Source organism: Pseudochryseolinea flava (assembly GCF_003286915.1).
Taxonomy (GTDB): domain Bacteria; phylum Bacteroidota; class Bacteroidia; order Cytophagales; family Cyclobacteriaceae; genus Ohtaekwangia; species Ohtaekwangia flava.
In genome coordinates this window covers 18,986-43,500 of the sequence record NZ_QMFY01000014.1, presented here as the reverse complement: position 1 = coordinate 43,500, position 24,515 = coordinate 18,986, and the positions used below count along the sequence as shown (strand labels likewise).

The 24,515-nt window shown below is 42.3% G+C and carries 18 protein-coding genes; 5 read left to right on the top strand and 13 right to left on the bottom strand.

The window, feature by feature from the left end; genetic code table 11:
* Positions 1–201: 201 nt before the first annotated feature.
* The 3 genes from DQQ10_RS21515 to DQQ10_RS27780 form a co-directional block, all read right to left on the bottom strand.
* Positions 202–1,689 (bottom strand): hypothetical protein, encoded by a 1,488-nt coding sequence (locus tag DQQ10_RS21515; RefSeq protein WP_133259718.1) that lies wholly within the window; start codon positions 1,687–1,689, stop codon positions 202–204.
* Between the two features lie 152 nt (positions 1,690–1,841).
* Positions 1,842–2,198, bottom strand: coding sequence for a hypothetical protein (locus DQQ10_RS21510; protein WP_133259717.1), 357 nt, complete (start codon positions 2,196–2,198; stop codon positions 1,842–1,844).
* Positions 2,195–2,416: a hypothetical protein gene (locus DQQ10_RS27780; protein ID WP_133259716.1), complete on the bottom strand. Its 222-nt coding sequence runs from the start codon at positions 2,414–2,416 to the stop codon at positions 2,195–2,197. Before DQQ10_RS27780 ends, DQQ10_RS21510 begins: the two co-directional genes overlap by 4 nt.
* Positions 2,417–3,020: 604 nt before the next feature.
* On the opposite strand from DQQ10_RS27780, the gene DQQ10_RS21500 reads away from it, so the two are divergent.
* A complete protein-coding gene (locus DQQ10_RS21500) occupies positions 3,021–3,530 on the top strand; it encodes an immunoglobulin domain-containing family protein (protein ID WP_112748992.1) in 510 nt (169 codons plus the stop codon).
* A 373-nt stretch (positions 3,531–3,903) separates the two neighbouring features.
* Here the strand turns inward: DQQ10_RS21500 and DQQ10_RS21495 are convergent, their stop codons facing one another.
* The 8 genes from DQQ10_RS21495 to DQQ10_RS21450 form a co-directional block, all read right to left on the bottom strand.
* Positions 3,904–4,728: a hypothetical protein gene (locus tag DQQ10_RS21495; protein WP_112748991.1), complete on the bottom strand. Its 825-nt coding sequence runs from the start codon at positions 4,726–4,728 to the stop codon at positions 3,904–3,906.
* Positions 4,700–4,954: a hypothetical protein gene (locus tag DQQ10_RS21490; RefSeq protein WP_112748990.1), complete on the bottom strand. Its 255-nt coding sequence runs from the start codon at positions 4,952–4,954 to the stop codon at positions 4,700–4,702. The genes DQQ10_RS21495 and DQQ10_RS21490 overlap by 29 nt, the downstream gene beginning before the upstream one ends.
* Positions 4,955–5,260: 306 nt before the next feature.
* Positions 5,261–8,491 carry a hypothetical protein gene (locus tag DQQ10_RS21485; RefSeq protein WP_112748989.1) on the bottom strand — a complete coding sequence of 1,077 codons (3,231 nt, stop codon included), beginning with the start codon at positions 8,489–8,491 and terminating at the stop codon, positions 5,261–5,263.
* 916 nt (positions 8,492–9,407) lie between these two features.
* Positions 9,408–10,124 carry a hypothetical protein gene (locus DQQ10_RS21475; protein WP_112748987.1) on the bottom strand — a complete coding sequence of 239 codons (717 nt, stop codon included), beginning with the start codon at positions 10,122–10,124 and terminating at the stop codon, positions 9,408–9,410.
* A gap of 33 nt (positions 10,125–10,157) precedes the next feature.
* The gene (locus DQQ10_RS21470) at positions 10,158–10,832 is read right to left on the bottom strand and encodes a hypothetical protein (protein WP_112748986.1); all 675 of its coding nucleotides are present in this window, start codon (positions 10,830–10,832) and stop codon (positions 10,158–10,160) included.
* A 681-nt stretch (positions 10,833–11,513) separates the two neighbouring features.
* Entirely contained in the window at positions 11,514–12,260 is a 747-nt protein-coding gene (locus DQQ10_RS21460) for an SOS response-associated peptidase (RefSeq protein WP_112748984.1), read from the bottom strand.
* Positions 12,247–12,450, bottom strand: coding sequence for a hypothetical protein (locus DQQ10_RS21455; RefSeq protein ID WP_112748983.1), 204 nt, complete (start codon positions 12,448–12,450; stop codon positions 12,247–12,249). The genes DQQ10_RS21460 and DQQ10_RS21455 overlap by 14 nt, the downstream gene beginning before the upstream one ends.
* Before the next feature lie 229 nt (positions 12,451–12,679).
* Positions 12,680–13,147, bottom strand: coding sequence for a JAB domain-containing protein (locus tag DQQ10_RS21450; RefSeq protein ID WP_112748982.1), 468 nt, complete (start codon positions 13,145–13,147; stop codon positions 12,680–12,682).
* A 498-nt stretch (positions 13,148–13,645) separates the two neighbouring features.
* On the opposite strand from DQQ10_RS21450, the gene DQQ10_RS21445 reads away from it, so the two are divergent.
* Genes DQQ10_RS21445 through DQQ10_RS21435 form a run of 3 tightly spaced genes read left to right on the top strand, consistent with a single transcriptional unit; the run spans position 13,646 to position 17,407 of the window.
* Positions 13,646–14,116 carry a (2Fe-2S)-binding protein gene (locus DQQ10_RS21445; RefSeq protein WP_112748981.1) on the top strand — a complete coding sequence of 157 codons (471 nt, stop codon included), beginning with the start codon at positions 13,646–13,648 and terminating at the stop codon, positions 14,114–14,116.
* The gene (locus DQQ10_RS21440; protein ID WP_112748980.1) at positions 14,109–15,122 is read left to right on the top strand and encodes an FAD binding domain-containing protein; all 1,014 of its coding nucleotides are present in this window, start codon (positions 14,109–14,111) and stop codon (positions 15,120–15,122) included. The genes DQQ10_RS21445 and DQQ10_RS21440 overlap by 8 nt, the downstream gene beginning before the upstream one ends.
* Positions 15,123–15,151: 29 nt before the next feature.
* Complete coding sequence (locus DQQ10_RS21435) at positions 15,152–17,407, top strand: xanthine dehydrogenase family protein molybdopterin-binding subunit (RefSeq protein WP_112748979.1); 2,256 nt, start codon at positions 15,152–15,154, stop codon at positions 17,405–17,407.
* Positions 17,408–17,432: 25 nt separating this feature from the next.
* Here DQQ10_RS21435 and DQQ10_RS21430 read toward each other — a convergent pair whose 3' ends face one another.
* Both DQQ10_RS21430 and DQQ10_RS21425 read right to left on the bottom strand, forming a co-directional pair.
* Positions 17,433–21,365: a choice-of-anchor tandem repeat GloVer-containing protein gene (locus DQQ10_RS21430; RefSeq protein WP_112748978.1), complete on the bottom strand. Its 3,933-nt coding sequence runs from the start codon at positions 21,363–21,365 to the stop codon at positions 17,433–17,435.
* A 490-nt stretch (positions 21,366–21,855) separates the two neighbouring features.
* Complete coding sequence (locus tag DQQ10_RS21425; protein WP_112749075.1) at positions 21,856–22,683, bottom strand: carcinine hydrolase/isopenicillin-N N-acyltransferase family protein; 828 nt, start codon at positions 22,681–22,683, stop codon at positions 21,856–21,858.
* 304 nt (positions 22,684–22,987) lie between these two features.
* Here DQQ10_RS21425 and DQQ10_RS21420 point away from each other — a divergent pair, with 304 nt between their 5' ends.
* Positions 22,988–24,262 (top strand): hypothetical protein, encoded by a 1,275-nt coding sequence (locus DQQ10_RS21420; RefSeq protein WP_133259715.1) that lies wholly within the window; start codon positions 22,988–22,990, stop codon positions 24,260–24,262.
* Positions 24,263–24,515 lie beyond the last annotated feature (253 nt).

Below are 24,515 nucleotides of genomic sequence, written 5' to 3'. Positions count from 1 at the left end.
TAATGTCTAAACAATCTGGGATGCCAATTCTGCGACAAATTCTAAATGCCTGCTAACTGGGGAACCGGAGAACTAAGGTTCGCAAATGTCATAAAGACATTTTAAATTACAAAATGGATCACGTCGTTTTCTAATTGTTGTCAGGAAAACCAGACAAATCGTGACAGGAATTGTCACGCCATAAACGCCAAGTCAACAACTTTATGAATTGTTTCCTCTCGCCGCACGCACTTTCTTCTTCATCGGAAACTCAAATCCAGTGCGGATATTCAACACATCTGCATATGGACTTTTTCGATCGGGATTGAAGAGACGAAACATAACCATCGATGTACCGCGAACTTTGCCGAAGAAACGGTAGTCTTTCTTAATACCAACAAACGCACCCGCCACCCATTGGCGATCAGAATAATCACCGCTCGTTCTTTGTATTATTGGCGGTACGGGCGCATTCATCATTTCGAATTCTACACGCGGAGAAAATCCTTTGCCAATTTTATACGCCGCGAAACTACGGATACCATATACGCGCGGCAATGCAGAAAATCCGTCGCGTTTTTTACTGTAAGCAACGCGATGATTCCAGCCAAGTCCCGCAGTGAGTTTACCATTGAAGCGATAACCCGCGGCGGCGTTGAAGTCCACGAGAACATACTCTCCTCTCCCATGCACTTGTAGTGTAAGTGAAGGAATGATTCGTTCGATCAGCGCCTTGCCGCGCATTTCGTTCGGACGTCGCTTCGGAATATCACTCAAGCTATTCAAGCTCGAATATTTCTTTTTCAACTTCGCCATTTTGTCCATCGCTTCTTGTAGCACTTGCTCTTTGCCTGCGAAGTGATTCACTGCTTGCTGAACCTGCTGCGTCGCCATCTCTTTCGCTTCTGTTCCATTTGCTGGCATCTGCGGTACATCACCCATATCACCCATCAAAGACTTCGCATCGGGTGTGGCTGGCAATCCTGCAGCCTCTGCCGCTTTGCCTTCAAGCGTACCTGGCAAATTGTTAACATCACCCACTGCCCCCGTAAGTTCTTTAATATCGCCTAGCCCTTCCGTTAGCTTTCCGAGCTCTTCTACTTTACCGAGCTCACCACCTAATTCACCTACCTTACCCAAACCATTTAAATCAGGAACGTTTCCAATCTCTCCCACCGGCGACGACGCTGTTGTGTTGAATCCATCAAGATTTTTTAGTGGATTATCTGACAACGACAATTCAGGAATATTTAAATCCTTTACGGGCAGTTGAAAGTCCTCCATCTTTTGTGTAACAATTACCCCCTTAGACTGCAATTCATTTGGCAATCCGAGATCGGCAACACCTTTCGAGGCCTTCTCTTTGAGTGCTGTCATTTTTTTATCGAGTGCCGCTATTGTTGCTTTGCGCTTTGTATCGATACTATCGAGTTCATGCGTGACTTTGTCGGTGTTCACATTAAGTGACCGTAAGCTATCCAGCTTGCTTGTAATTTTTGTACGCGATGCGTCGAGCGAGTCCATCTTCGTTTTGTAGCTCGCTTTTAAATGATCAGCTTGACCATAGAAAGATTGCTGGATGGAATCGAGTTGCTGAGATTTCGGATTGACGAGCGAATCCAGTGATGGCGTTGAATTCCGCAATGAATCAGGCACCTGAGCAGATGCACTCAGCACGACGAATACCATGGGGATTAAAAGCCAACGCATGGTGCAAAGGTAGACAAAGTTTTGTCAATTCATGTGATGATTCGATTCGCTGCCCTGATTCATCATTCGTCCTTACTCACTCCTGCTAAACTAATGATTTAACACCACGGTTAAGTAATCAGCACTTAACACAGACAGTTTTCCTTTCGTAATTAAAAATCGCATTGAATATCGAATGTAAACTTATAACTATCGTTCAATGTAAATTGGAACGAGTTCGGGACTTTTGTGATTTTGTCGCGGACCCTGATCTTTTCAAAATCCTTATTGTTCGAATCTGGAATCAACAGCAATATGTATTTCTTATTCCCATCCACAAAGACAACAGTCTCAGTCGCATGGTTTAACGTGTCGATAAATTTTTCTATTACCATACCTGACTTAATTTCGGAATGGAAAAGATCCTCGTGCTTCTTGCAAAGACTGTTGCTCGGTTTTACTGACAATAACATAACGATCATGCCAAGTATAACCAAGATCATGAAGTAGAGCATTGAATTCTTTGTCATTTGTAGAAATTGGTCCTACTAATTTGATAAATCACCCCGACGTCAGTAGGCGCAGGAATGGCGGCGAATGGCGAGTAGGAGTTAGTTCTTTCTTTGTATGCATCACCAAAGTCTGTCGGGTCCATACTTGGATTGCTGCCAGTATTACCTCCTCTTGCTTCACTTGTAAATCCGACGCCGACTGTTAGGTTTTTCCCTCGCCCTTGGTAATCGGCCACCTTAAAATCTTTATCTCTTTTTTATTTAATCCAATATCGAGACCAAATCCGAAGTTTGCCGATACCGTCCAATAGCTTTTTGAATTGCCCGACGCGTCTGTAACCACTACCACTCCCCATTCTCCGGACATACCAAAAACTAAAGCGAATCCAAATGAAAACGATGTCGCACTTCCACTACCTGACGTCCCTTCTTTCTTAGAAGTGTCTTTTTTCTTTTTTTCAGGGTCCTCTGCTCCACGCCCCCGCCTGAACCTGTAGCAATATAGCGAGATGATCCCTCATTAAAGTTTTGATCCGTATCTGGTAAATCAAATTCCCATTTACCTTTCGAATTAAACGGATCGTAAGGTAGATCAAATTTGGAGGCAAATAACATCGACGCTTGTCAACCGATTCATCGCATCATAAGAGAATTTATACCCTTTCTCTTTGGCGCCGCCGCCGTCGTTGCTCCATTTGATACCGCCGATGTGCCATTGTACACTAACTCGAATCTGATCTCAGTTTAAAAAACACCAAGCGGGATTCTCTAATTGAAATTGGTGTTTTGCGGAATCACAAAGTTTTAAGTAATTATGAAATGTAAATACTTGACTTACAAATGAAAAACCAAAAAATCAAGGTAGGAATATTCGTATGCTTTTTTCTAGTATCATTGACAATTATCGGTTATAATTTTCTAATTGTGGCGCCGCAAGAACTCGAGGACGATAGAATATTTAATAAATGGTATCGTCAAAGTTTCAATCATTCGTTCAAGGGAATCATCACTTCATATGAAGAAAAGCGTAACGAAAGAGGGAATCAATATGCAATTGTTGATCTAGATCTTATCAGTTCTGACATAAGTCAATACCCTCCAGACACTTCAACCGTGTATTTTTGTAGGATCTATGATCGAAAAGCGAGAGTAATGATTCCCATTCTCAACAACCTCGGTAGACTATCAACAGAAAAACAGGATATAGTGCGAATATCTGACACCTTGATTTTTGATGGCGATCGAGATGAATTCAAGCTCATTTCACGAGGCAAGTCAACGATATTTAAATCTATTTCAGTATCTACAAATAGAGCATTTCGTGAGCGAAGAAATGCCGACCTTCGATGATAATCCCTGCCAAGTTGATAACCTGCATAAATATTTTGTAGCATAAACTGGTTCCAATCGCATAAGCGGTTACACTGGAAGAACGTGCGCAACAAGGCCTGCCCTGAAATAAAAATTTCACTTTGTACACATGTTAATATTCAACATTTAACACATCATTGATTTGTGTAAGAAGCGACGAATCGATTAAGATCAAAGGAACAGCAACTCTGTTCTAGAAAGCTTGGTAGAACCAGGGTAAACCTTCAGGAATAAATCTAGTCCTGTACATTCAATTCAAAATTCTATGCGTACTATTTAACTGTGAAGGGTAAGCATTGAATCTTCTGTCATCTCTTCTCGGTGAATCGGAAGGGTGGTTGCGTTGTGACTTTCATCTGGCTAACGTTACACCAAAGCTGAATGCATTATTTTCCTTGAATAGCGGTTCTTCAAATCCGCAGTTGTAAGTAAAATTTACAGCTAGATTTTTCAGCAGGTAAAAATCTGTTTTCACGTTGAAGAAATCAAAACTACGCTCATTGACTTCAATATCATTAAAAACCTTGTTAAACTTATACGTCGCCGATAGATGCAATCGCATCTTTTCCCCTTCAGCAAAATTAAATGCGCGGAGCTTCATCGATACTGGAACGCTTGTCCTCGAATAAGCATGATCCAACTCGTCAAGTATGCTTCTCTTCCCTAGCGAATAAGAAAATCCCGCACCTAAGAAGATACTGATGCCATCCCAAGTATTGTCTACCTGAAAACAAGGCGTAAGGGACAGGTATTTTAAAGAATTCCTCAACGTTTTGTCTCCGACAAAATCGGGAGACATTTCCAAACAAAACGACGCAATACCAATTTTTGATTCTTTAAAATCATACGCGAGTCCGAAAGCAAGCCCTACTGATACGTTATTAGGTGCGGCACTCGTTCCACTTCCAAGATTAATATCAGCTGTCGGCTTTGCATAATAGCCCCATCGCGTACTATCGATGCGTTCATTAACAAAAAAGTAGCCATTACCTTTTTCATTTGATCCAGGCACTCTGTTTAAGTCAATGGAAATGGTGTAGGTAGAAGAGTCGTTGTTTATCAACGCTTTCCCATAGCCTATTGAGAATATCCTTTCCTGTGCAATAGCTGAACTCGCGACCGTTAACAAGATCACGAAAGTACCTACATTAAACTTCGTTATAAACTTGGTATACATGCTGTATTAGATCTTTAACTTTCTTTATAGTCACAAACAATTCATTGGTAAGCTTTATTGTTTTCACCTTTTGAAATTTCCCTTTTACCTCACGCGCTAGACGCGCCTTCATATCGGAGGATATATATTTATCTAGCGGTTTATTCTGTTCAATTTCGTCTTTCGTAAATCGGCTGTTCATTGCAATAACCTCAATGACTCCGTCTGTAACTTGATTTAAATTCATATCACGTTGATCGTATCTGTTAAAATAAACTAAAAAGCCCATCCATAGCTCTCACTGTATAAGAGCGATGGATGGGCTTCCATAACGAAAATAATAAATCAGATGATACACGCTATATAAACCGTCAAAATAATTTCACTCAGGCTAATTTAGGCCATTCTTGCAAATGTAGATTTAAACTGCAATAATGCTAAAGACAAATCTTCAAGTCAGTAACACGCTTTTAAAAACGTTACCGGGTGATCAATGAGTGTAAATAAAAAAAAGTCAATCCGGATCGGATTGACTTTCTAAACATGACGAAAATTATTCAACCTGGTTTCTCAAATAATTCAACACAACATCATCGAACGCATCATCATAATCAACATCCGTTGGTTGACGTTCAGCATACGCCCAATACGCGTAATGAGCTTCATATGTTGACATTCCGGCATCAATGTATTCTTGACACGCAGCCGCTGCATCTGTGGCATTGCTACCACTTATTTGATGAAAGTAGCCACCTTGTTTGAATGCTCCACCAACGAGCTCAACACTACCCAGCTGCGAAGCGGTAAGCGCGACGGTTGGTTCTGTAGAATTGCTGTAAACATAAGTCAGCCCATTGGTCAAATCACTCACGCGCAGGTAAACGCTACCCTCACTGGCGATGCCATACTTCACAGCAAATTCGAATCTGAGACGCTTGGTGCCCGTGTATAGTATTGGTGTGCCTCCATCTTCATACGGAACGCCGTTGTGTGTTGCCATCCAGTATTTACTTGATCCACCAGCGGAATGCACATTGTGACAAAAGATAATCGCACCTGCGGGAGCTTTGATAGGAGTTCCCGCTCCCTTATCCTGCACATATTGATCAGCTCTCGCAATCTCAATCGCAAAAATCGGGTGATTTGTTGTATAGCCAGGTGCACTACCTGGATGATCCTGGTGTATGATGTATTGCAATGGCGGCGCTGGCATTGAGTCGATCTCAACTTCCCACGTGATATTTCGTTTTGTCCCCAGCTGAGTCATTGGCTGCCACTTTAAGTAATACTCAGCCCTCCTTTCAATTAAGTTGAGGTTTGCAGGTGACACACCGTTGGTAAAGTTTCGCTTAAGCTTAAAAAACTTTTTACTGTTTCGCGTTACGATACTGTAAGTCGGATCACTTGAAGTATTAATCGCCTTTTCCCAATCAGGAGCACCTCTGTTCCACAGTGTCTGATCAGAGACACCGTCCTTCACCGCAATTGTTGAATTAGGTTGGAAAGCCGGATGGTGAATGAACGCACAGCTTGGCACATAGGCTTCTGCCGCGGCAGTCTGACGTATACGAATAAAATGGGTCTGACCAGCAGGTCTTCTTACTGCGTCAGTCCCTGTCGCGGTTGCAGTCAATGTCAATTGAGATAAAGTCTCTGCTGGTGAAGTCACCCGGTACAAAGAAGCAAAGTGCTCACTATCTTTTCCTGAGTTGGCAGGCTGCTCATATAAATCTTCCACCTTCGCGAATGTTACGCCGCCAGTACCTGTCAGGCTTTGTGTGCTACCCCAGCTGTAAGCGTCAGTGTTCGCACCAGATGCGGCAATAACAAGATCATCGTTTCTTAGTGCAAGATGTCTGTTCGCAAGCGCGCTCCAATTCAGCGACATGGCCACTGTATTGCTTGCAAAATTATTTCCGCCATCTACAACATCGACATATACTGTCGCAGCCTCATCACGTGAGAAGACTAAGATCTGCCCGGAAATATGATCTGCTCGCGTCGATGCTGGTTCAAGATCAATTTCAACGGAGGTACGCGTTGTATCCGCTGTGTCTGCGATCTTGAAAAAAGTATTAAACACTGTCGGACCTACATCTGACCCTGCTTCATCATGATTCGACAAAGACTCTGCAAGGCGTCTAAAGCCAAGGTCAGTCGGTGTCTTTGGACGACACTCTGCATGTTTCGAGACAACGTTCATGATCATAATATCACCAACACTGATACCCGATGGTACTGGAATGAAAGCTTTCGCGGTACCTTCAATATTTTGTCCAAGCGTACCAATTAATTTTCTGGTCACCTTCTTGAACGATTGAAGTCCCTGACGTAATCGTATAAACAACGTTGCCCCTGAAACACCACCACCTACCGGAGCGGTCGTATAGTTAAATTGATGGGTGATCAGAACTTCACCACTTCCACTTGTGACCGGATTTTCCGTTACTAATAAACCTGAATGATATCCTCCCGAAGATCTGCTATCAATCACTTCTGCAACCGTACCAAAAGAAATCCCAGTCGCAGACGTTACATTATCTTGCACAGCTGATGTACTTTCGTTATGCGCCGTCGAACACAAGATCACATCACCCGCGGTAAGATTTAGCACGCTTTCAGCCTGAGCATTGTACGCAACACTTCCACCTGCATCATCTTTCCCAATCGCAAATGCAAGTTGCCAATGTAGATCGACATCTTTTGCATAGACCATTGGTCTACACAAACCATTGTTTCCAGTTGCTGCTGGCGCAGTGATTGACAATGTTTGACCTCCTTCTGATCCATCGGCTATCTTGTACCACACCGTCATTCTGATCGGCCCTGAATCCACACCGTTAGCACCCGCACCACCAATATATTCACCTGCTTTTGTAAAGCCTGCAGTGACCATCGTTGGTGCCTGCGTTGAAAGTTTACTCGCTAGTGGAACAATGATCAACATGCCAGCCGTGATTCCACTCGGCAATACTGGAGACCAGCTTGAAGAACCATTGGTGTGACTACTCACGGCATGAAGAGAAATAGGTTGAATTGAACGTTCACGTATTCGAATGAAAACTGTCGCCCCGGACACACCTGCAGCATTCGCCGGAGTCCCACCAAAAGTATACTGACTTGTCACGGCACCTGCGCCGATTCCTGATGAAACAGAAGCGTGGGTAACAAGCAGTGAACTATGATTACCGCCAGAAGATCTATTATCGACAATCTTAGAAAGTCCAGTGAACGTGAACCCCGTCGCTCTTGTGTTATTGGCAAGACCATTTACACCTGTCCCAGATGTGGCATTCGACGATTGCGTTCCATCTGTTTGAGATGTAAGACACAATACATAGTCACCAACGTTCATATCTAAGTTTGTTTCTGACGTGGCCAGGTATAGCGTGGATGCACCCGTATCATCTTTTCCCTTTGAAAATTGAAGATCCCAAAGTTTGTTATCGTCTTTCTTATAAACGATTGGACGACAAACACCATTGTTACCACTTGCAGATGTTGCGCTAATCTCAAGCGTTTGACCACTTTCATTTCCTTCAGCAACTTTGTACCACACTGTTATACGCGCAGGGCCGGAATCGGCGCCATTTGAACCCGCACCACCGACATACTCCGCGCCTTTCACATAACCTACTGACAACATCGTCGGCGCCTGCGTTGAAAGTTTATTTGCTAGTGGTACAACAATTAACATTCCTGCTTTAATGCCAGGAGGAAGTACCGGAGACCATGATGTTGAGCCGCTGACTGCAGCGCTCAACGCGTGTTGAATAATAGACATCGTTATTAATATTTATGTTTTACTTTTCAAATACTCTTTAATAGTCGCGCTTGTGAGTTACTGCAATGGACATAATTATCACGAAGTACATTTTCACTTGTACTGATCATCAGATGACACATAACGGTTAACTTTTCTTATGACGTTAATTAATGGTTACGATCGCAATCATCACTGCTGATAATTCCGTCCGACAATTCAAAGATGATTTAAGAGAGTGTCAACGACTGACAACAAAAACGAATCAACCATTCAACAAAAAACAATAACATGTCACGGAGTGTAAATCAGGAAGTTGCAGCTCATAAAGATTCTGAGATTCCGTTGATGACTGGAATGCATTAGAAAATAAAAAAAAGAAAAGGGCGTGAAATTAGTTCGCGAAATTCAACGCTACATTTGACTACCGGTCAAGCACCGCAAAAAAATATCATATAAAAAAAAAGAAAAAATCACGCTATGGAATTTCTAGAGCAATTGATGCAAGTTATCATGTGGGTATTAAGGACATTAAGACTCATCATTATTATCCACAACGACTGGCACGTGATCTTGCATTCGTGGCGAAGTGTGATCGAACCCCAGTGCCGAAATCTTGCGCACTTATTAGTGGCTGCAATGTATTATCCTATCGAGGATATTCAAACGAAACACTTTGGGAGGTTTACGATCAGTTTTATGACCATGTTTCGAACATATATAATCATTTTGCCGTGGATAATTCGTCCTGTTTTGGTGAGCATCATTTTTCTGCAACTTAGAGGAGTTTCCATCTTACACGTGTTCTTTATTATAACGGCCATTGAGTTAGTCGTATGGTGCTTATCAATGTCTGCAAAAAAACTGAAAGAAGTTATTTAAACGAAACGACAAAATGAGCCGCCATGCCCAAGAGCGGCTCATTTTTTCACCAGCATCAGGATACAGAAAATGTTTTTTGCGCAAATCCTGTGTTAGCGATTTCATTGATCATAACAGTGAATTGCTGTTTTTCAAAAAAGCCTCTAAGCTTATTTGCACCAGTAAGGACCAAATCCATTTCCTTGAATTGATAGAAGATAGATTGGATGGTTTTGACACCATCTCGTTCACTGGCAACACGATTGTAAATATTAACAGCTTCAACAAGTTCTGTTATCATCGCACTTCCAAGACCGTGATCACTCTCGAGCCATGCACTACATTCCTCGATAACCAAACGGTTATCAACCGTTCTTGCATAAGTGCGACCTACAGCGCAATAATGTCCCGGATCAAATATGAAGATTTCAATTTCACCTTCTACCCTACTCGGAAATTGATCTATGGTCATTACAAATTTTCGGAGCGAATCTTTTTTCGAAGAAACTATCTTGCAATACTTACGACCATCCTTGGATTTCCTAATGAATTCTTGAATAAGGACATCCAGCTCGTGATTCCTTCTATATGCCTTGAGCACGCGATTTTGTAGATCCTTGCGTTGCGCGCGTTCTTGATCGAGTTGGCGTTTCGTGTCTTCCAGTTCAAGAACAATTGTCCCAAACAGCAACTTGACAATTGAATTTCGAATGACGGAGGGCATGTTGGTGTAGTTATTTACAGCAACAAGATATTTATAAATGGTAAGATAGGCCGTCGGAAAACCTGACAAAGATTTTTGGGATTTCCGTTGCTACAAAAGAGATTAACTGTGGACAAAATGCTTTTCAAGAATCGCGTCTACTTCAAGTTCAAAAATTTCTTGACAAGCGTCAGAAATCTTCTCATACTTCTGCCGCTTGAACTTGTCAAGCATCTTCGCGTAGTCAATGGGTGTATTGTAGAAATAATTCCGGAGCTCATCGAGCAAATAGTGTAGCTTAGCATGATCGTTTAATCGCGCATTGTACGTAGAATGCACATAATCTTTAATGCCAGGCTCGGTCAAAATTTTAGCAATCAGTCCGCGTCGGACTGATTGTATCAAATCTATATCATCAAAAGAATAAGTACTCATATGTTTATATAACGCTGGCTGCATCGATAATTTGATCACATGATCAATCTCAGCATAAGCAAACGCGGTGTCAATATACGTACATTCTTTTTCCAAAACAGCGTTTAGAACCGATCGGTAATTCTCCATGTCGATACCAGCATTGCGCAACGACAGCAACCGTCCTTTAATTTCTAACAACGCAGATGCGTCGGCGGTAAAACTTAATGTTGTTGATATATATTTTTGTAAACTATCCGCCAGCAACTTATCGATCAACCCAGCGCGCACCTCTTGCAATATTTGCCTTAGTTGAATAGAGATTAACGCTGCGTCCCAGTCCTCTATTTTCTTTTCACCAAATGCAGTAACAACAGTTTTCATTATCAACAATAATTAGAATAGCTTGAAAAATTCTGAATATTAACATCTCAGTGCGCCTGTATGTGGATCGTCCTTGGAACTTTACCGGATTCATGAACATAGTTCACACTCAATTTTTGATTACTAAACACAAAACCTTTATGATCATATGTTATACAATAAGGCGCATGAAGATCATGATCAATCCAGCCACAGAATCTTTCCCAGTCATTTCCGCCCAGTTCGCGCTCATGGTACCTTAACAGGACGTATAAAATAGCACCGCCCAAAGTTTTTAGCGCTGCGTTTTTCGTCTCTTCTCGAGAAGGTTTAGGTAATAATCGTTCGGCCTCCCTATCCCTTTCGTTTTTTTTTGAGCGATCCTATCTCTGAGAAGAAAGCGAAGCAGTGATTGAACAGGCGATTGCTTTCGCTGAAGTAACACACACAAGTGGGGATCGATATGTTTTGCTGTGAAACGAATAAAAAACTCCTGCTTACTCACGGCATGCGGCTGAGCCAAAAATTCCTGTTCAAAGTCCATTCGCCAATTGCGGGATATATGCAAGACGCCCTCCAAGTAATCGAATGCCTTAGCACAATCACTCGGTGTCATGACTTCTCCTATATCATCCGGCAACAACGTTAGTTCTCTTACACCTCTAAAACGACCATCCGAATTCTCCATACATCACGCCTCCCCTAGTCCCTAACTTCTTCATACACGTGCGGCAACAACACTTCCGGCACATCACTACTCTCCTTCTTGTCGGTGATGCGTTTGGAAATAGTGTGCGCATCTAAATCAATTTCATGTACGACATTACAAAGCGCTAGTACGTCATCCTTTGAAAGTGCTGGATTCAGCCAATCTTTTTCATACTGCTTGGGAATAATCACAGGCATTCGCTTTTTACTATTATGAATTTTAGTCATAAGCGTATTTGCACGGGTCGTCAAAACTGCATACGAATGGTAATCCCCAGATGTACCCATATTCTTATTCTTCGCATATAATCCAGCGATCGAAAACAATTCCTGATCTTTAAAGTGGATGTGGTAAGGAATCTTGGTCTTCCCTTTTTCGTCCATCCATCGCCATTCATAAAAACCCGTGCTTGGTATCAAGCAACGTTTCCCTTCCTTTGCCGAATCCCTAAACGACGGCTTATCATACATTTCTTCGCTGATACAATTGAGGGTCGACACACGAAGTTTTGTTCCTCCGGCTGCGTCCTTCACCCAAAAGGGAACCAGTCCCCAATTAAAATTCTGTAATGCGTTTGGAACACCCGCTGTAACAATCGGCGTTGCTTTGAAATCGAATCCATTTTCATGATAAGAAATTGGATTATCACCATAAAGCTCACTCATGGTTTTATCATACTCCGCTTGATAATATTCAGCAAGCTTCTCAAGTTTTACTTTTAATGATTTATGATAACACATATATCTTAAAATTATCTATTCCCTGTGCCATTTCGAGCGCTTGTAGATCTGATATCGAAATCAGATAACTATCGGTTGACAACAGCAACAAATCTGTCGATACCACAGCATAATCACCAAACGCTTGATAATGGATGTGCCTGTACCCTGATAAAATCCAACTCGCCAAAATCGTCTTATTGAATTCCATGCTCAAAACTATTACTAATATTATTAGTTGTCAATACTATTTAAAATAGTATTGACATTTTAATGAATTTACCACATTTGCGGTGAAAAAATCGCTACACGCCGACCACACGACGCGAAATAAATCGCAGCACTCGGCGTATTTGGAGATAAAAACTTATCGCAAGGCGATTGGGTGTAAAGCACTCAACGAGTTTTGAACCTAGGGAAAGGGCTATTGTGGATGAGGGTTATAGTAAACCCTCATCGGCAAATGAATAGTATGACTCCTGTGTGAGAATAATGTGATCAAGTACCTGAACTTCCAGGAGCTTACCGCCGTCGCAAAGTTTTTGAGTGAGGTTGATATCAGCTTGACTTGCTGTCAAGTTACCCGAAGGATGATTATGCGCAAGAATCAACCCGCAAGCGCCAGATTTTAATGCAGCAGCAAATATCAGTTTCGGATCAGCAACAGTTCCAGCGATACCACCTTGTGATATTTTGAGGATACCGATAACCTTGTTGGCACGATTAAGAAACATGACTTTAAACTGTTCGAGCAATTCAATATTTCCGTCGTCCCAGGATTGCCGAAACAAATTCGCTGCGTCTGCGGAGCTCGTGATGCGAGGCCTGGATGAAGCCTTTACCTTTGGATAATACTGTAAGGTGATTTCCGAGATTTGAAGTAATGGGTTGACGTTCGTGTTTTCCATAATTGTAAGAATTAATTATGGCGCATCCACACAAAGGTCGTCAGCCTTGTCAAAAGGAAACGGAATAAATTTGAACAAGACATTGAGCCGAAGGCACAAAGAAATTTATGCCGTAGTCTTTTGACAAGGCCACGCATTCGACGACCGAAGTAACTAGTGACAGAATTATTTCTGATGGGAAAACGAGAACAGAAATTTAGATCGGGCCTTACGCAGTTGACCACCAATTATCAGCGCGTTTAAACCGTTCTTGTTGTGTGGTCGGGCTACGCAACAAAAAGAAATGATGGAATCGTTTCAGTCAAATATTTATTACTAATCCTCTCCACAGTGCATATCGAATAAGCACTCCAATTCCGTTAACTGCTCGTTCGGTAACGAATCATTCCCGCTGAAACCGATCAATATTCCCGTCCCTTATATAGAATACGCTGATGGAGAACTCGACCAGACAGGGTGGCATCATCTTTAAAGACTAAAGCGATATCAATTAAGCGTATGCCAAGAATTCAGCTCAATGTCAACAAGCGAATGTATGAACTCGAAATATCGCCATGGGTATCGCTACTCGATGCACTAAGAGATCGTCTGAATCTCACGGGAACAAAGAAAGGATGTGATCATGGACAATGTGGTGCTTGTACAATACTGTGTGACGGCAAAAGGATACTAAGTTGCATGACATTAGCAATAATGAAAAACGGAGCCGAAGTCGTGACTATTGAGGGTGTTTCCGAGGGCCAAAAGTTACACCCTCTTCAGCAAGCATTCATTGATCATGATGCTTTTCAATGCGGCTACTGTACGCCTGGCCAAATCTGTAGTGCTATCGGCATGTTAGCAGAAGGTAAGGCGAAGACACGTGAAGAAGTCAAAGATCTTATGAGCGGAAACCTTTGCCGATGTGGCGCCAACATTGGGATAATCGATGCAATCATGGAAATACACGGAGGATTATCACATGAATAACTTTGATTATTTCAAACCAAAAGGAATCGAAGCGGCACGTGAGCTTATCGTATCCATTCCTAATGCTGCTTTTGTAGCCGGTGGCACTAATCTTATTGATCTTTGGAAATATAACCTTACCAACCCATCCGCCCTAATAGATCTCAACCACACCGGCAACAACATAACAGTTCAGGAAATTGATAGCGGTGTCCGGCTTAGTGCATTTGCGACGAATGCATCAACAGCTTATCACCCGCTCATTGAAAACCGTTATCCGCTTCTCGCCAAAGCAATTCTAGCGGGCGCGTCCGGGCAAATTAGAAACATGGCAACTAATGGAGGCAACTTACTACAGCGAACACGTTGCTATTATTTTTACGACCCCGATTCCCCTTGTAACAAGCGAAACCCTGGTTCTGGGTGTCCCGCAATTGATGGCTACAATCGCATGCATGCAATCCTCGGCACGAGTAAGCATTGTATCGCTGTATTTCCTTCGGACATGTGTGTAGCACTTGCTGCACTCGACGCGCGCGTGAACATCGCTGGACAGAAAAGCAGTCGCTGCGTACCGTTTACTGATTTTCATCGTTTGCCTGAGGATACACCTGAACTCGACAATACGCTAGGTCACGGAGAAATCATTACATCCATTGATCTCCCGCATAAAGGATTCGCCTCAAATTACTCCTACTTAAAAATCAGGGATAGAAATTCTTATGCTTTTGCTCTTGTGTCGGTGGCAACTGGTCTTGAGCTTGAAGGGTCAATAATCAAAGATGCTCGAATAGCCTTGGGCGGTGTCGCGCATAAGCCATGGCGCATCCGTGAGGCAGAAGACTTCTTACGTGAAAAACAAGCCACTGAAAAGACTTTTGAAAGCGCCGCAGCGATTATTCTAAGTGGCGCACAAGGTTTTAAATTCAACAAATTTAAAATCGAATTGGCAAAGCGTGCAATTGTACGTAATGCAGCAATGGCATTGAATCCCAGCATACAAAAACCTGGCGCGCAACCATCATAACAGCAGCATCACCTAACAACAACTTATCGATGACACAAGATAATAACGCGGTCGGAAAGCCTCTTAGTCGCCTGGAGGGGAAAGCAAAAGTGACCGGTGAAGCGGCGTACGCTGGAGACTATCAAGTTCCTAATTTACTTTACGGCTACGTCGTCAATAGTACGATCACAAAAGGCAAGATCGTCAGCATCGATGTAAGCGATGCTAAAAGTTACAATGGCGTCATTGCAATTTTCACCCATGAGAATCGCCCTGATTATGCGTCACTGGATCTGAAGCACGCCGATATGGATGCCCCACCCGGAAAAGTATTTAAGCCGCTCCAGAACGGTGACATAAAATTTCATGGTCAGCCTATTGCACTTGTCGTCGCCACCGATTTTGAAACGGCACGATATGCTTCAACGCTCGTTAAAATAAAATATGAAGAACAACCGTTCGAAACTGATCTTGAAAAAAATCTTGGTCGAGCTCGGGAACCAAAAAAAGGTTTAGCCACAGCGCTTAAACCACCACCGCCAAAACCTAAAGGCGATTTTGAAAAAGCGTATGAGCAATCGCCATTTAAAGTTTCAACTGAATTTATTCACGGCACTGAGCATCACAATCCCATCGAGTTATTTGCTACTACCGTTGTCTATGAAGGCGACGGTAAACTGACGATTTACGACAAAACTCAAGGAACAGTTAACAACCAAGTTTATGTGGCTAACGTGTTCGGCCTTCATTATAAAGATGTGCGCGTATTGGCTCCGTATGTAGGTGGCGCCTTCGGCTCAGGGCTGCGTCCGCAGTATCAACTATTTCTTTGCGCTATGGCTGCACTGGAACTCAAACGAAATGTTCGGTTGACCCTTGAAAGAAAACAAATGTTCTCGTTTAGTCATCGACCGCAAGCGCATCAGATATTAAAGTTCAGTGCAGATAAAGAAGGCATGGTAACTGGGTTGTCTCATGCAGCCATTGGAGAAACGTCCTTGTATGAGGACAATATAGAAATTGTCTCATCGTGGAGTAATCGACTATACCCAGCGGAAAATACGCATTTCGAATACAAGCTTGTACCATTATGTCTTCACTCACCTATTGACATGCGCGCACCTGGCGGCTCAACAGGTATGCATGCCATTGAGTGTACGATGGATGAACTTGCTTTCAAACTGAACGTCGACCCGTTGGAGTTCAGGCTGAGAAACTACGCCGAAATGGATCCTGAATCAGAAAAGCCTTTTACAAGTAAAGCGCTGCGCGAGTGCTACATCAAAGGTGCTGAAAAATTTGGCTGGCATCAGAGAAATCCGATTCCCGGTAGCATGAGCAAGGGCAACAAACTTATTGGTTATGGCATGGCGTCTGGAATCTGGGACGCCTATCAATTTCCTGCCCGTGTTGAAGCAAGCATCTCAAGTCAAGGGAAACTCCTTATCAGTAACGCAACAACCGACATCGGTACAGGTACGCTCACCGTCATGACACAAATCGCTGCCGACGAATTTGGTTTGTCGATTCAGGACGTCAGTTTTGTTTATGGAGACAGTAAGCAACCTTTTTCTATGTTCCAAGGGGGTTCAGCAATCACCGCTTCTACAGGCGTGGCCATCGTGGTAGCAGCCAAAGCACTTAAAAAAAAGCTGATCAAGAAAGTGAAGGCACTCGCTAATTCACCATTTCACGTTTTCCAAGATGACGCCATTGTATTTCGGGGCGGAAAGATGATGGTCAAGCACGAACCGTCGGTTTCGATTTCTTTGGAAGAAATTATTGTGGCCAATAAAGGGCGCGCAATCAAAACAACCAACATGGGCAAGCCGCACCTTTTGAAACTCAGAAAGTATAGTAAGGCAACACACAGCGCAGCATTTGTAGAAGTTGAAATTGATCGAGAATTAAAAACAATCAATGTCACCCGTGCTGTCACAGCCGTTGCCGCAGGAAAAATTATCAATCCCAAGACAGCCCGCAGTCAAATACTTGGCTCAATGGTTTGGAGCCTGAGTAAAGCGCTAAGAGAGGAAACTATTCTTGATAGTACGCTAGGAAAATATATGAACCCTAACCTTGCCGAATATCACATCCCCGTGCATGCCGACGTTCATGATTTTGATGTAGTATTTGTTGAAGAGAAGGACGAACTCATCAATGAGCTTGGCGTAAAAGGTGTGGGCGAGATCGGGCTCATCGCAATGCCCGCGGCGATCACTAACGCCATATTTCACGCTACTGGGAAACGCATCTACAAACTGCCAATCCATTTCGACGAATTACTTAAAGATAGAATTGCCTAAGAAGGCAATTCTATCTTAGAAGAGATTATTTCTGTTCTCTAATTACTTTAATGGTTTCCACGTAAGATGATGTCTTTACCTTCAAGAGGTATACACCGTTTAGCAGATTAGTGTGCAGCACGTGATCATTATTCGAAGAAATTATCGCAGCATGAACCTCTCTACCCGTTAAATCGAACATTGTTATCGCTACGTCCTCCATTCTTGACGTGTGAACATTGACGACAAGTTCATTCATGAATGGATTAGGAAAACTGCTGACGTTATGTTCCTGATAGAGAAGTTCATCCTCGACAGGTGTTGTTACTCTACCAATCGGTTGGTTAGGCGGCGGCGACTGTGTATAAAACTGATATACTGGTCCGCGTTCCCCAAAAGCGAGGTCGGTCCAAACGCGGGCATAATATGTCATGCTGGTTTGTAACGTGAAAACCTTATTACGATACGGGCCATCCAGACTAATCATAGGTCCTGAAAAATCTGGATTCGGACTTACCTCGATACCGTAGAGCGTTGCGTTGTGTATAAGATTTGCGCGTAGCCCGACCGATACTGTTGTCGATGTCGGCCAGCCATATACTTCTTCATCGATGATGGTTGCGCGACTTACAGGATTTCCGGTCGTAAAATAAGTCGTCTTACCCCACGCCGTGGAAAGATCTGTTTTTACCCTCACAAAATACAGTTGGTCATAGTCCAATTCAAATTGGATTTTGTTGGTACTTGCTGATTGTACAATTGATGTTCCTGAAAAATCTATTTCAGTATTGAGCTCGATAGTATAAAGGCTCGCACCACGAACATTATTGGATTTAACATCAAGCACGTAAGCCAAGTTATTCGCCCCTGTCATTGGCGATTCAACATAAGCATATGCCGATGCATCTCGGGTTGTAAAGTGTCGTATTTCACCGAACGCTGATGTCAGGTCGGTTTTGACGCGATTGTAGTACTTCGTGTTGTAGGAAAGATCCGAAAACGTAGCTGATGGATAGTTTGTCGTCTGTTCAAAATCAATAGTAGAAAAATCTGCGTGCGTGCTTAATTGAAATGTATAGGTTTCTGCTCCTATGTTATTCGCATGCACATAAACTACTTCAGCATTGACGTTAGTCGCACCTTGAATTGGTTGCGTGACATACGTAGCAGATAAAGCAGTTTGTGTGGTAAATGAACGTAGTTCACCCCAAGCCTCATCGAGGTTCGTTCGGACGCGACTGTAATAGGTGGTACCGGGCGTTAGGCGACCAAAATCAAATATTGTATAAGGTTGCGTGCGGGTCATGACAGTCCCAGGATTGAACGTTGAATCTTCGCTTAATTCAACCGTATAAGATGTTGCTCCTGCAACTGTGTTGGCTATTATCTTCTGAGATAATAAAATATTAGTGGCCTGATGCGATGGCGTTTTTACAAACGAATAGAAAGAGGCGCCAACTGTTTTAAAGGTTGTGATTTTTCCCCAGGCAGGAGAAAGATCCGTTTTGACGCGCGTATAATAAGTTGTATTAAAGGCAAGTGAATCGAAACTTTGAGAGATACCACCCGAGTTCGTTTTAGTTCCCTCTCCAAAGAGCGACGTCGGGCTTACTTGAATGGTATAGATAGACGCGCCTGTCAATTTCTTTGATGTAAGATTCAGTTTGATCTTTTGCCCCACAGAACCGTCGGCGGGAGAAGTAATGAACACATTAGGAATAGGAAGAGGCGACGGTATAACAACAGGCTTTGTAAAAGAAGGATTGAAGCCCGAGGACATCGTGAAGTTGTATAGAGATTTATAGATGCCTTGAGACGGTTCGTACCAAAAGAGATATCCACCACCAGCACTTGGACCATCACGTTCTGCTGTTCCGTACAGCTTACCATCGCTAAGCGTCAAGGCCCCTTTTGGAGCGATTCCGCTCGCATTGAACATGAAAGAATATTCAGCCTTAAACTCATTCGACGACAGATCTAATGAATATATGGTACCTACTCCGTCGAGTCCTCCGTTAGAAGCCAAACCATAAAACTTTCCATTGACATATGTAAGTTCTCCATGCGCGGAAGTTGCTACCGCACTCGTGAAACTTTTAAGAAGCGTATAGTTATTGGTTAAAGGATCCCATTGAAAAACACCACCGGCTTGAAATGTTGGATCAGGTCCACCATCGTTTGTCGTTCCATAAAATTTACCATTTTGAAAAGTAAGCGTGCTGGTAGGGCGATAGCCTGTTGTTCGCTGAAAATCATATCGTTTTGTAAAAACGTTGGTAATCGGTTCCCATTCGAAAATTGTCCCTCCATTTGTGGCACCGCCTCGTTGTGTCGTTGCATAAAATTTTCCGTTTTCCCAGGTCAAAGACCCTTGCGGTAGGCACCCCGTTGTGCCGCAATCAAAGTCAACTTTCTTCGAATAAACATTGGTCAACAAATCGTAACTGAATATAACGCCATCATGATGAATTCCCCCGGCAACGGTCATCCCGTAAAGCTTGCCGTCACGATGAACTAAAATACCTTGAGGATTGCGGCCTTGCGTTACACTAAAATCAAACAGCTTCGTGAATACATTTATTGCGGGATCCCATCGGAAAAGTACCCCACTCCCATTGTTTCCTCCTGATGAAGTCATACCATAAAATTTTCCATCGACAGCAATCAGATCACCGAGTGGTGTACTTCCGTCTGGTGCCGTATTGAAGTTGATTTTGTTCTTATACGAATTTGTTCCTGGATTCCATTCGAAGATGACACCCCATCCGCCAAGGCCCCCTGAATTCGTCATCGCAAAAAATTTACCTTCTTTAAATACTAATTTTCCCGCAGGGAATGCAGCACCTTTAGTGTTGAAATTCACTTTCGTTTGCACTGTGTTTGACAGTGGATCCCATTCGAAGATTTTCCCATCAGGAACTCCTGCAGTAAATCCATAAAGCTTTCCATTGAATGCGGCGAGTGATCCAAAAGGCTGGCACAAATTGTTATTGGAGCAAAACATCGATAATGTTTTCGTAAATGCGAATGTAGAAGGATCCCATTCGAATAAAATTCCGTCGCTGGATCCACTTCGGGCTATGCCATAAAACTTCCCATTGCTTAATATCAATGGGCCTCGTGTGCTATTACCATTTGTAGTCGCCGCTAGTGCTGCACGAACAGTAAAAATGTTAGTAAGAGGATCCCACTCATACAGCGTTCCATTGTCATGAGGTCCGCCATACGTAGTCTGTCCATAAAACTTGCCGTTGTATAGTGTCATTGATCCCGCTGCCTCGAGCCCGCGTGCTGTAGTGAATTCTATTTTAGCGTTGTAAATATTACTCACGGGATCCCATTCGAAAATGACACCGTTTCCGTTGGAGCCTCCGTCGACTGTAACGCCATAGAATTTTAAGTTATGATATTGCAATTCGCCAATGGGTGAACGCCCCGAAATCTGTTCGAAGTCATATCGTTTAGTAAATACGCCGGTGGACAGATCGAACTCAAAAATGACACCGCCACTATATATCCCACCTGTTGCAATCGCACCATATAGTTTTCCATCACGATGAACCATTGACCCGGAAGGATTAAATCCATTTGTACCTTGTAAATTATTCTGACCGAACTCGAAAAGAACATTGTACTCATTCGTGATCGGATCCCAAGAGAAAAGAAGACCGAAATTATTTTCTCCACCAATCGGCGAAAGTCCGTAGAATTTTCCATTGGCTTCAACAAGATGATTGTTTTGGATTGCACCACCGGGATATGGTGTAGTAAACTCGAAATCTTTAGTCCAAGTCGAAGTAAGTTCATCAAAATGACCAATGGCCCCCATGTTATCCGAGCCACCGCGTGAAAGTGTGGTGTAAATGGTTTGACCAATCGTTGTGTTGACGATCGATGATAACACAAGCGCAATACCAAGAATTTTCAGGCCACGGTATAGTTTGTCCGCGACATGACGAAAGGGTTTTAAATTTTTCATAGGATTAAAAGATTAAAATATAGAAACAGTGATTACTACATGACAGCCGTAATAAAGCGCGATTGGGAATTACCTGGCCAAGAATTTCAAAACACTAACCCAAACTTTCGATGCGAAGCATGCTGTATTGTCCTCCAAAACCTTCCGACAACAGGACTAATACAGCACAAAGATGCTACATGAAATTAGAATAGATACAACAATGTAAACTTTTATTTACTTGAGTAATAGCAACTCTAAGAAGCGAGCGTGCAAGTAAATGATGTGCGCTTGTGACTAATTATTTTGACCAATTCATTTAAACGTCTGAGAACGTTCGAAAAACAGTATCAATACCAACTTACAATATGTATTCATTAGCTGCACCTGGTGCTTTTCTATTGGATGATTGGATCGACTACTTAAATTAATTAATTGAAGGATCAGAAACCATTTTAACCATGCCTACACGAACAGCTTGAACATTACTTTTTTTGCGAACTTAAAATGTTTAACGATTTAATTCGAGATTTTTAAGTGAAAGTGTAAATCGCTTTCGCTGTCGGAATTGCTCATTTAAGTTGAGTTTTAGAACTTGCTTGCCCTCTAGTTTGTAAACGATTACGAACTCCATGTCTGTAATGTTAATAAATGTGGAATACAAAGTACCCCCTACTCTACCGCTTGCGTCTGTCTGTGGTTGTTGAACTGCGGGACTTATCGCGTTACCGAACCTTCCAAGCCCAATCGCTGTCGTATCCTTATCTAGCATGCTCAATTTCTCATGAATAGCGTAGTACCGCATGCAAGGGTAATTGCCCCTTGTTGGATCGGCCAATAAAAAGTTCGTCATAATAAGTTTATTTCCAGCTATGTAATTTAACACCCTTCGACTATCAACCCATTCAACAACGACGGCATTGCCATGTCGATCTCCAAACATCATGTGACCATTGCGCAGTGCAATTTTCTTCGTCTCCAGAAATGTAACTGCTTCATCAACCGAAGCACATGTCGCAAGAATATCGTCGCCTAGGTTACCTTTAGGTGCGCCATAACCCGACGGTATTCCCCCATCCGGGGTAACGGCTCCATCAAAAAATAGTCCCTGAGCATTAACCCCACCTTGAGCAAAGCCATCCCACCCGTACCATAATCGCGCATTTTTCTTGTTTGTTCCGGGAATCACATAGAGTTTCGCGTTCGTATCATACCAATAATCTTCGTTGTTAGCCACATATATTTTACCTACAGCGTCTCGGTAGTATACAACTGAACATGCTTTCAGATCCGCCGTGAGCAAACAACATATTACAAATACAAAAAACACTCTATTCATCATCGAATTATTTACCGTCTATTGCGCACAGGTAATAAGTTTACCACTACGTACGTCATATGTCGCTCGACCTAGCCAAATATTACAGCCAGCAAAACTGGTCAATTTATTTTTAGGAGAATATATGTACGCACGCATTCACACCGATTGAAAATACAGATTGTCTTCTTTTAACAAGTTGACGTCCACTTGGAATTTCTGTTTATAAAAGGAATCCTGTCACTCGTAAAGTCACTGCGTTCACGCACAATTCTTCCTGTAACTTCACAATCCTAACACTAAAAATTAATTCCCCTGCAATACTATGCACCGCATTTTAACATGCGTACTGTTGACAATCACGACGTGCATCCAGGCGCAAACCATAAAGAAGTATCTCTTAAAAAATCGGGAGAACATGGTTGCGTCAGACTTTCAATTTCATCCAGACACCTTCCGAATATTAGGGTTTGGGGCATATCATGGCAGTGCAAAAACTTACTGGGCAGAATATGCGTTGCTCTCATCGTTAACCAAACAAGGTCGTGTAAAGTATTATATACCTGAAACTAACTTCGCTCAAGCCTGGTTCTTTAACCATTACATGGAATTCGGAGACACAATTCTATTAAAAGATCTAGTCGCGCAATTTCAGACAATCGTAGGGCAAGAAGGAACGATTGACACCTATCAACATTGGAAAAGAATTAAAAATTTAAACGACGAACTTCCGCCCTCGGGTCAGTTCAAGGTTGTAGGGTTAGACATCATCAATGAATATAAGTACCCGATTAAACTAATCACTCATCTATTGCATCGTGGTGATAAAATAGAGAGTGTGGTACTGTTAAAGGAAATATTGAAAGCCGACACATCCGATTATCGACGCCGCCCGAAAAGCTACATAGGCACCACCTTAAAGTCCTTTCTTATAGACAATCAAATGCATCCCAAAAAATATCAATCTATAGTTAGTGATTCATTAACCTATTATCACCTGTTAAAAAACCTCGACTACGTATTTAATTCGAACCTCCGCCGTGAAGAAATTATCTATCGTAATTACATCACATTGTCACCGCATTACGAGTTTGATTCCAAAAACCAATTTCTGAAATATGGATTTAGCCATATATTGAAAGCCCGAGAAGGCAATAGTTCATCATTCTTTTCAAAGCTAATTGAATCCGGACACTGCAAGCGCAATGAAATTATCACTGTAATGGGATACCTGACAAAAAGTGAAGTACTGTGGGATAAAAAATACGATCAGCAAAAGCGTTATCAAGGCTTCACGATAGAATACGGATTTGGAATCGGGGACTATTGGAAAGAATACTTTAAAGGTATCCACCATTTAAAAAAAACGGCATGCGCAGATATTACTTTATTTAAATTAAATAACATGATATCCCCTTATCGCTGCCGCATCGATCTCATTAAGGTAAAAATGTTTATGAAAAAATCTAACCATCGATACTGGATCAATAAAGCTACTACCGATTTTATCGACTATGCAGTGCTTATAAAAAATTCCCCAGCACAGATACCAATAGAAGAATTAGAATCAGACTTAACGAAGACACACCATCGACAGTAAACTCACGGCCATTTGCATGTCAGATGAGTCGTCCATCCCATTAATCCATCATGTTGTCTATAAAACATTCAACTTATCTTAAGATCATCTCCTCGCATAGCCGAATTATTTGCCAAGTAATTGAATTATACGCAAACACACCTGAAGACAAGATTTTCCTTTATCAGGAAATAGTTATTCAAGGTTGGAATGCTTATAGCAGGTCAACACGTGATCATCAATCAAAGATCAAGCTGTTGATATACAAAACGTG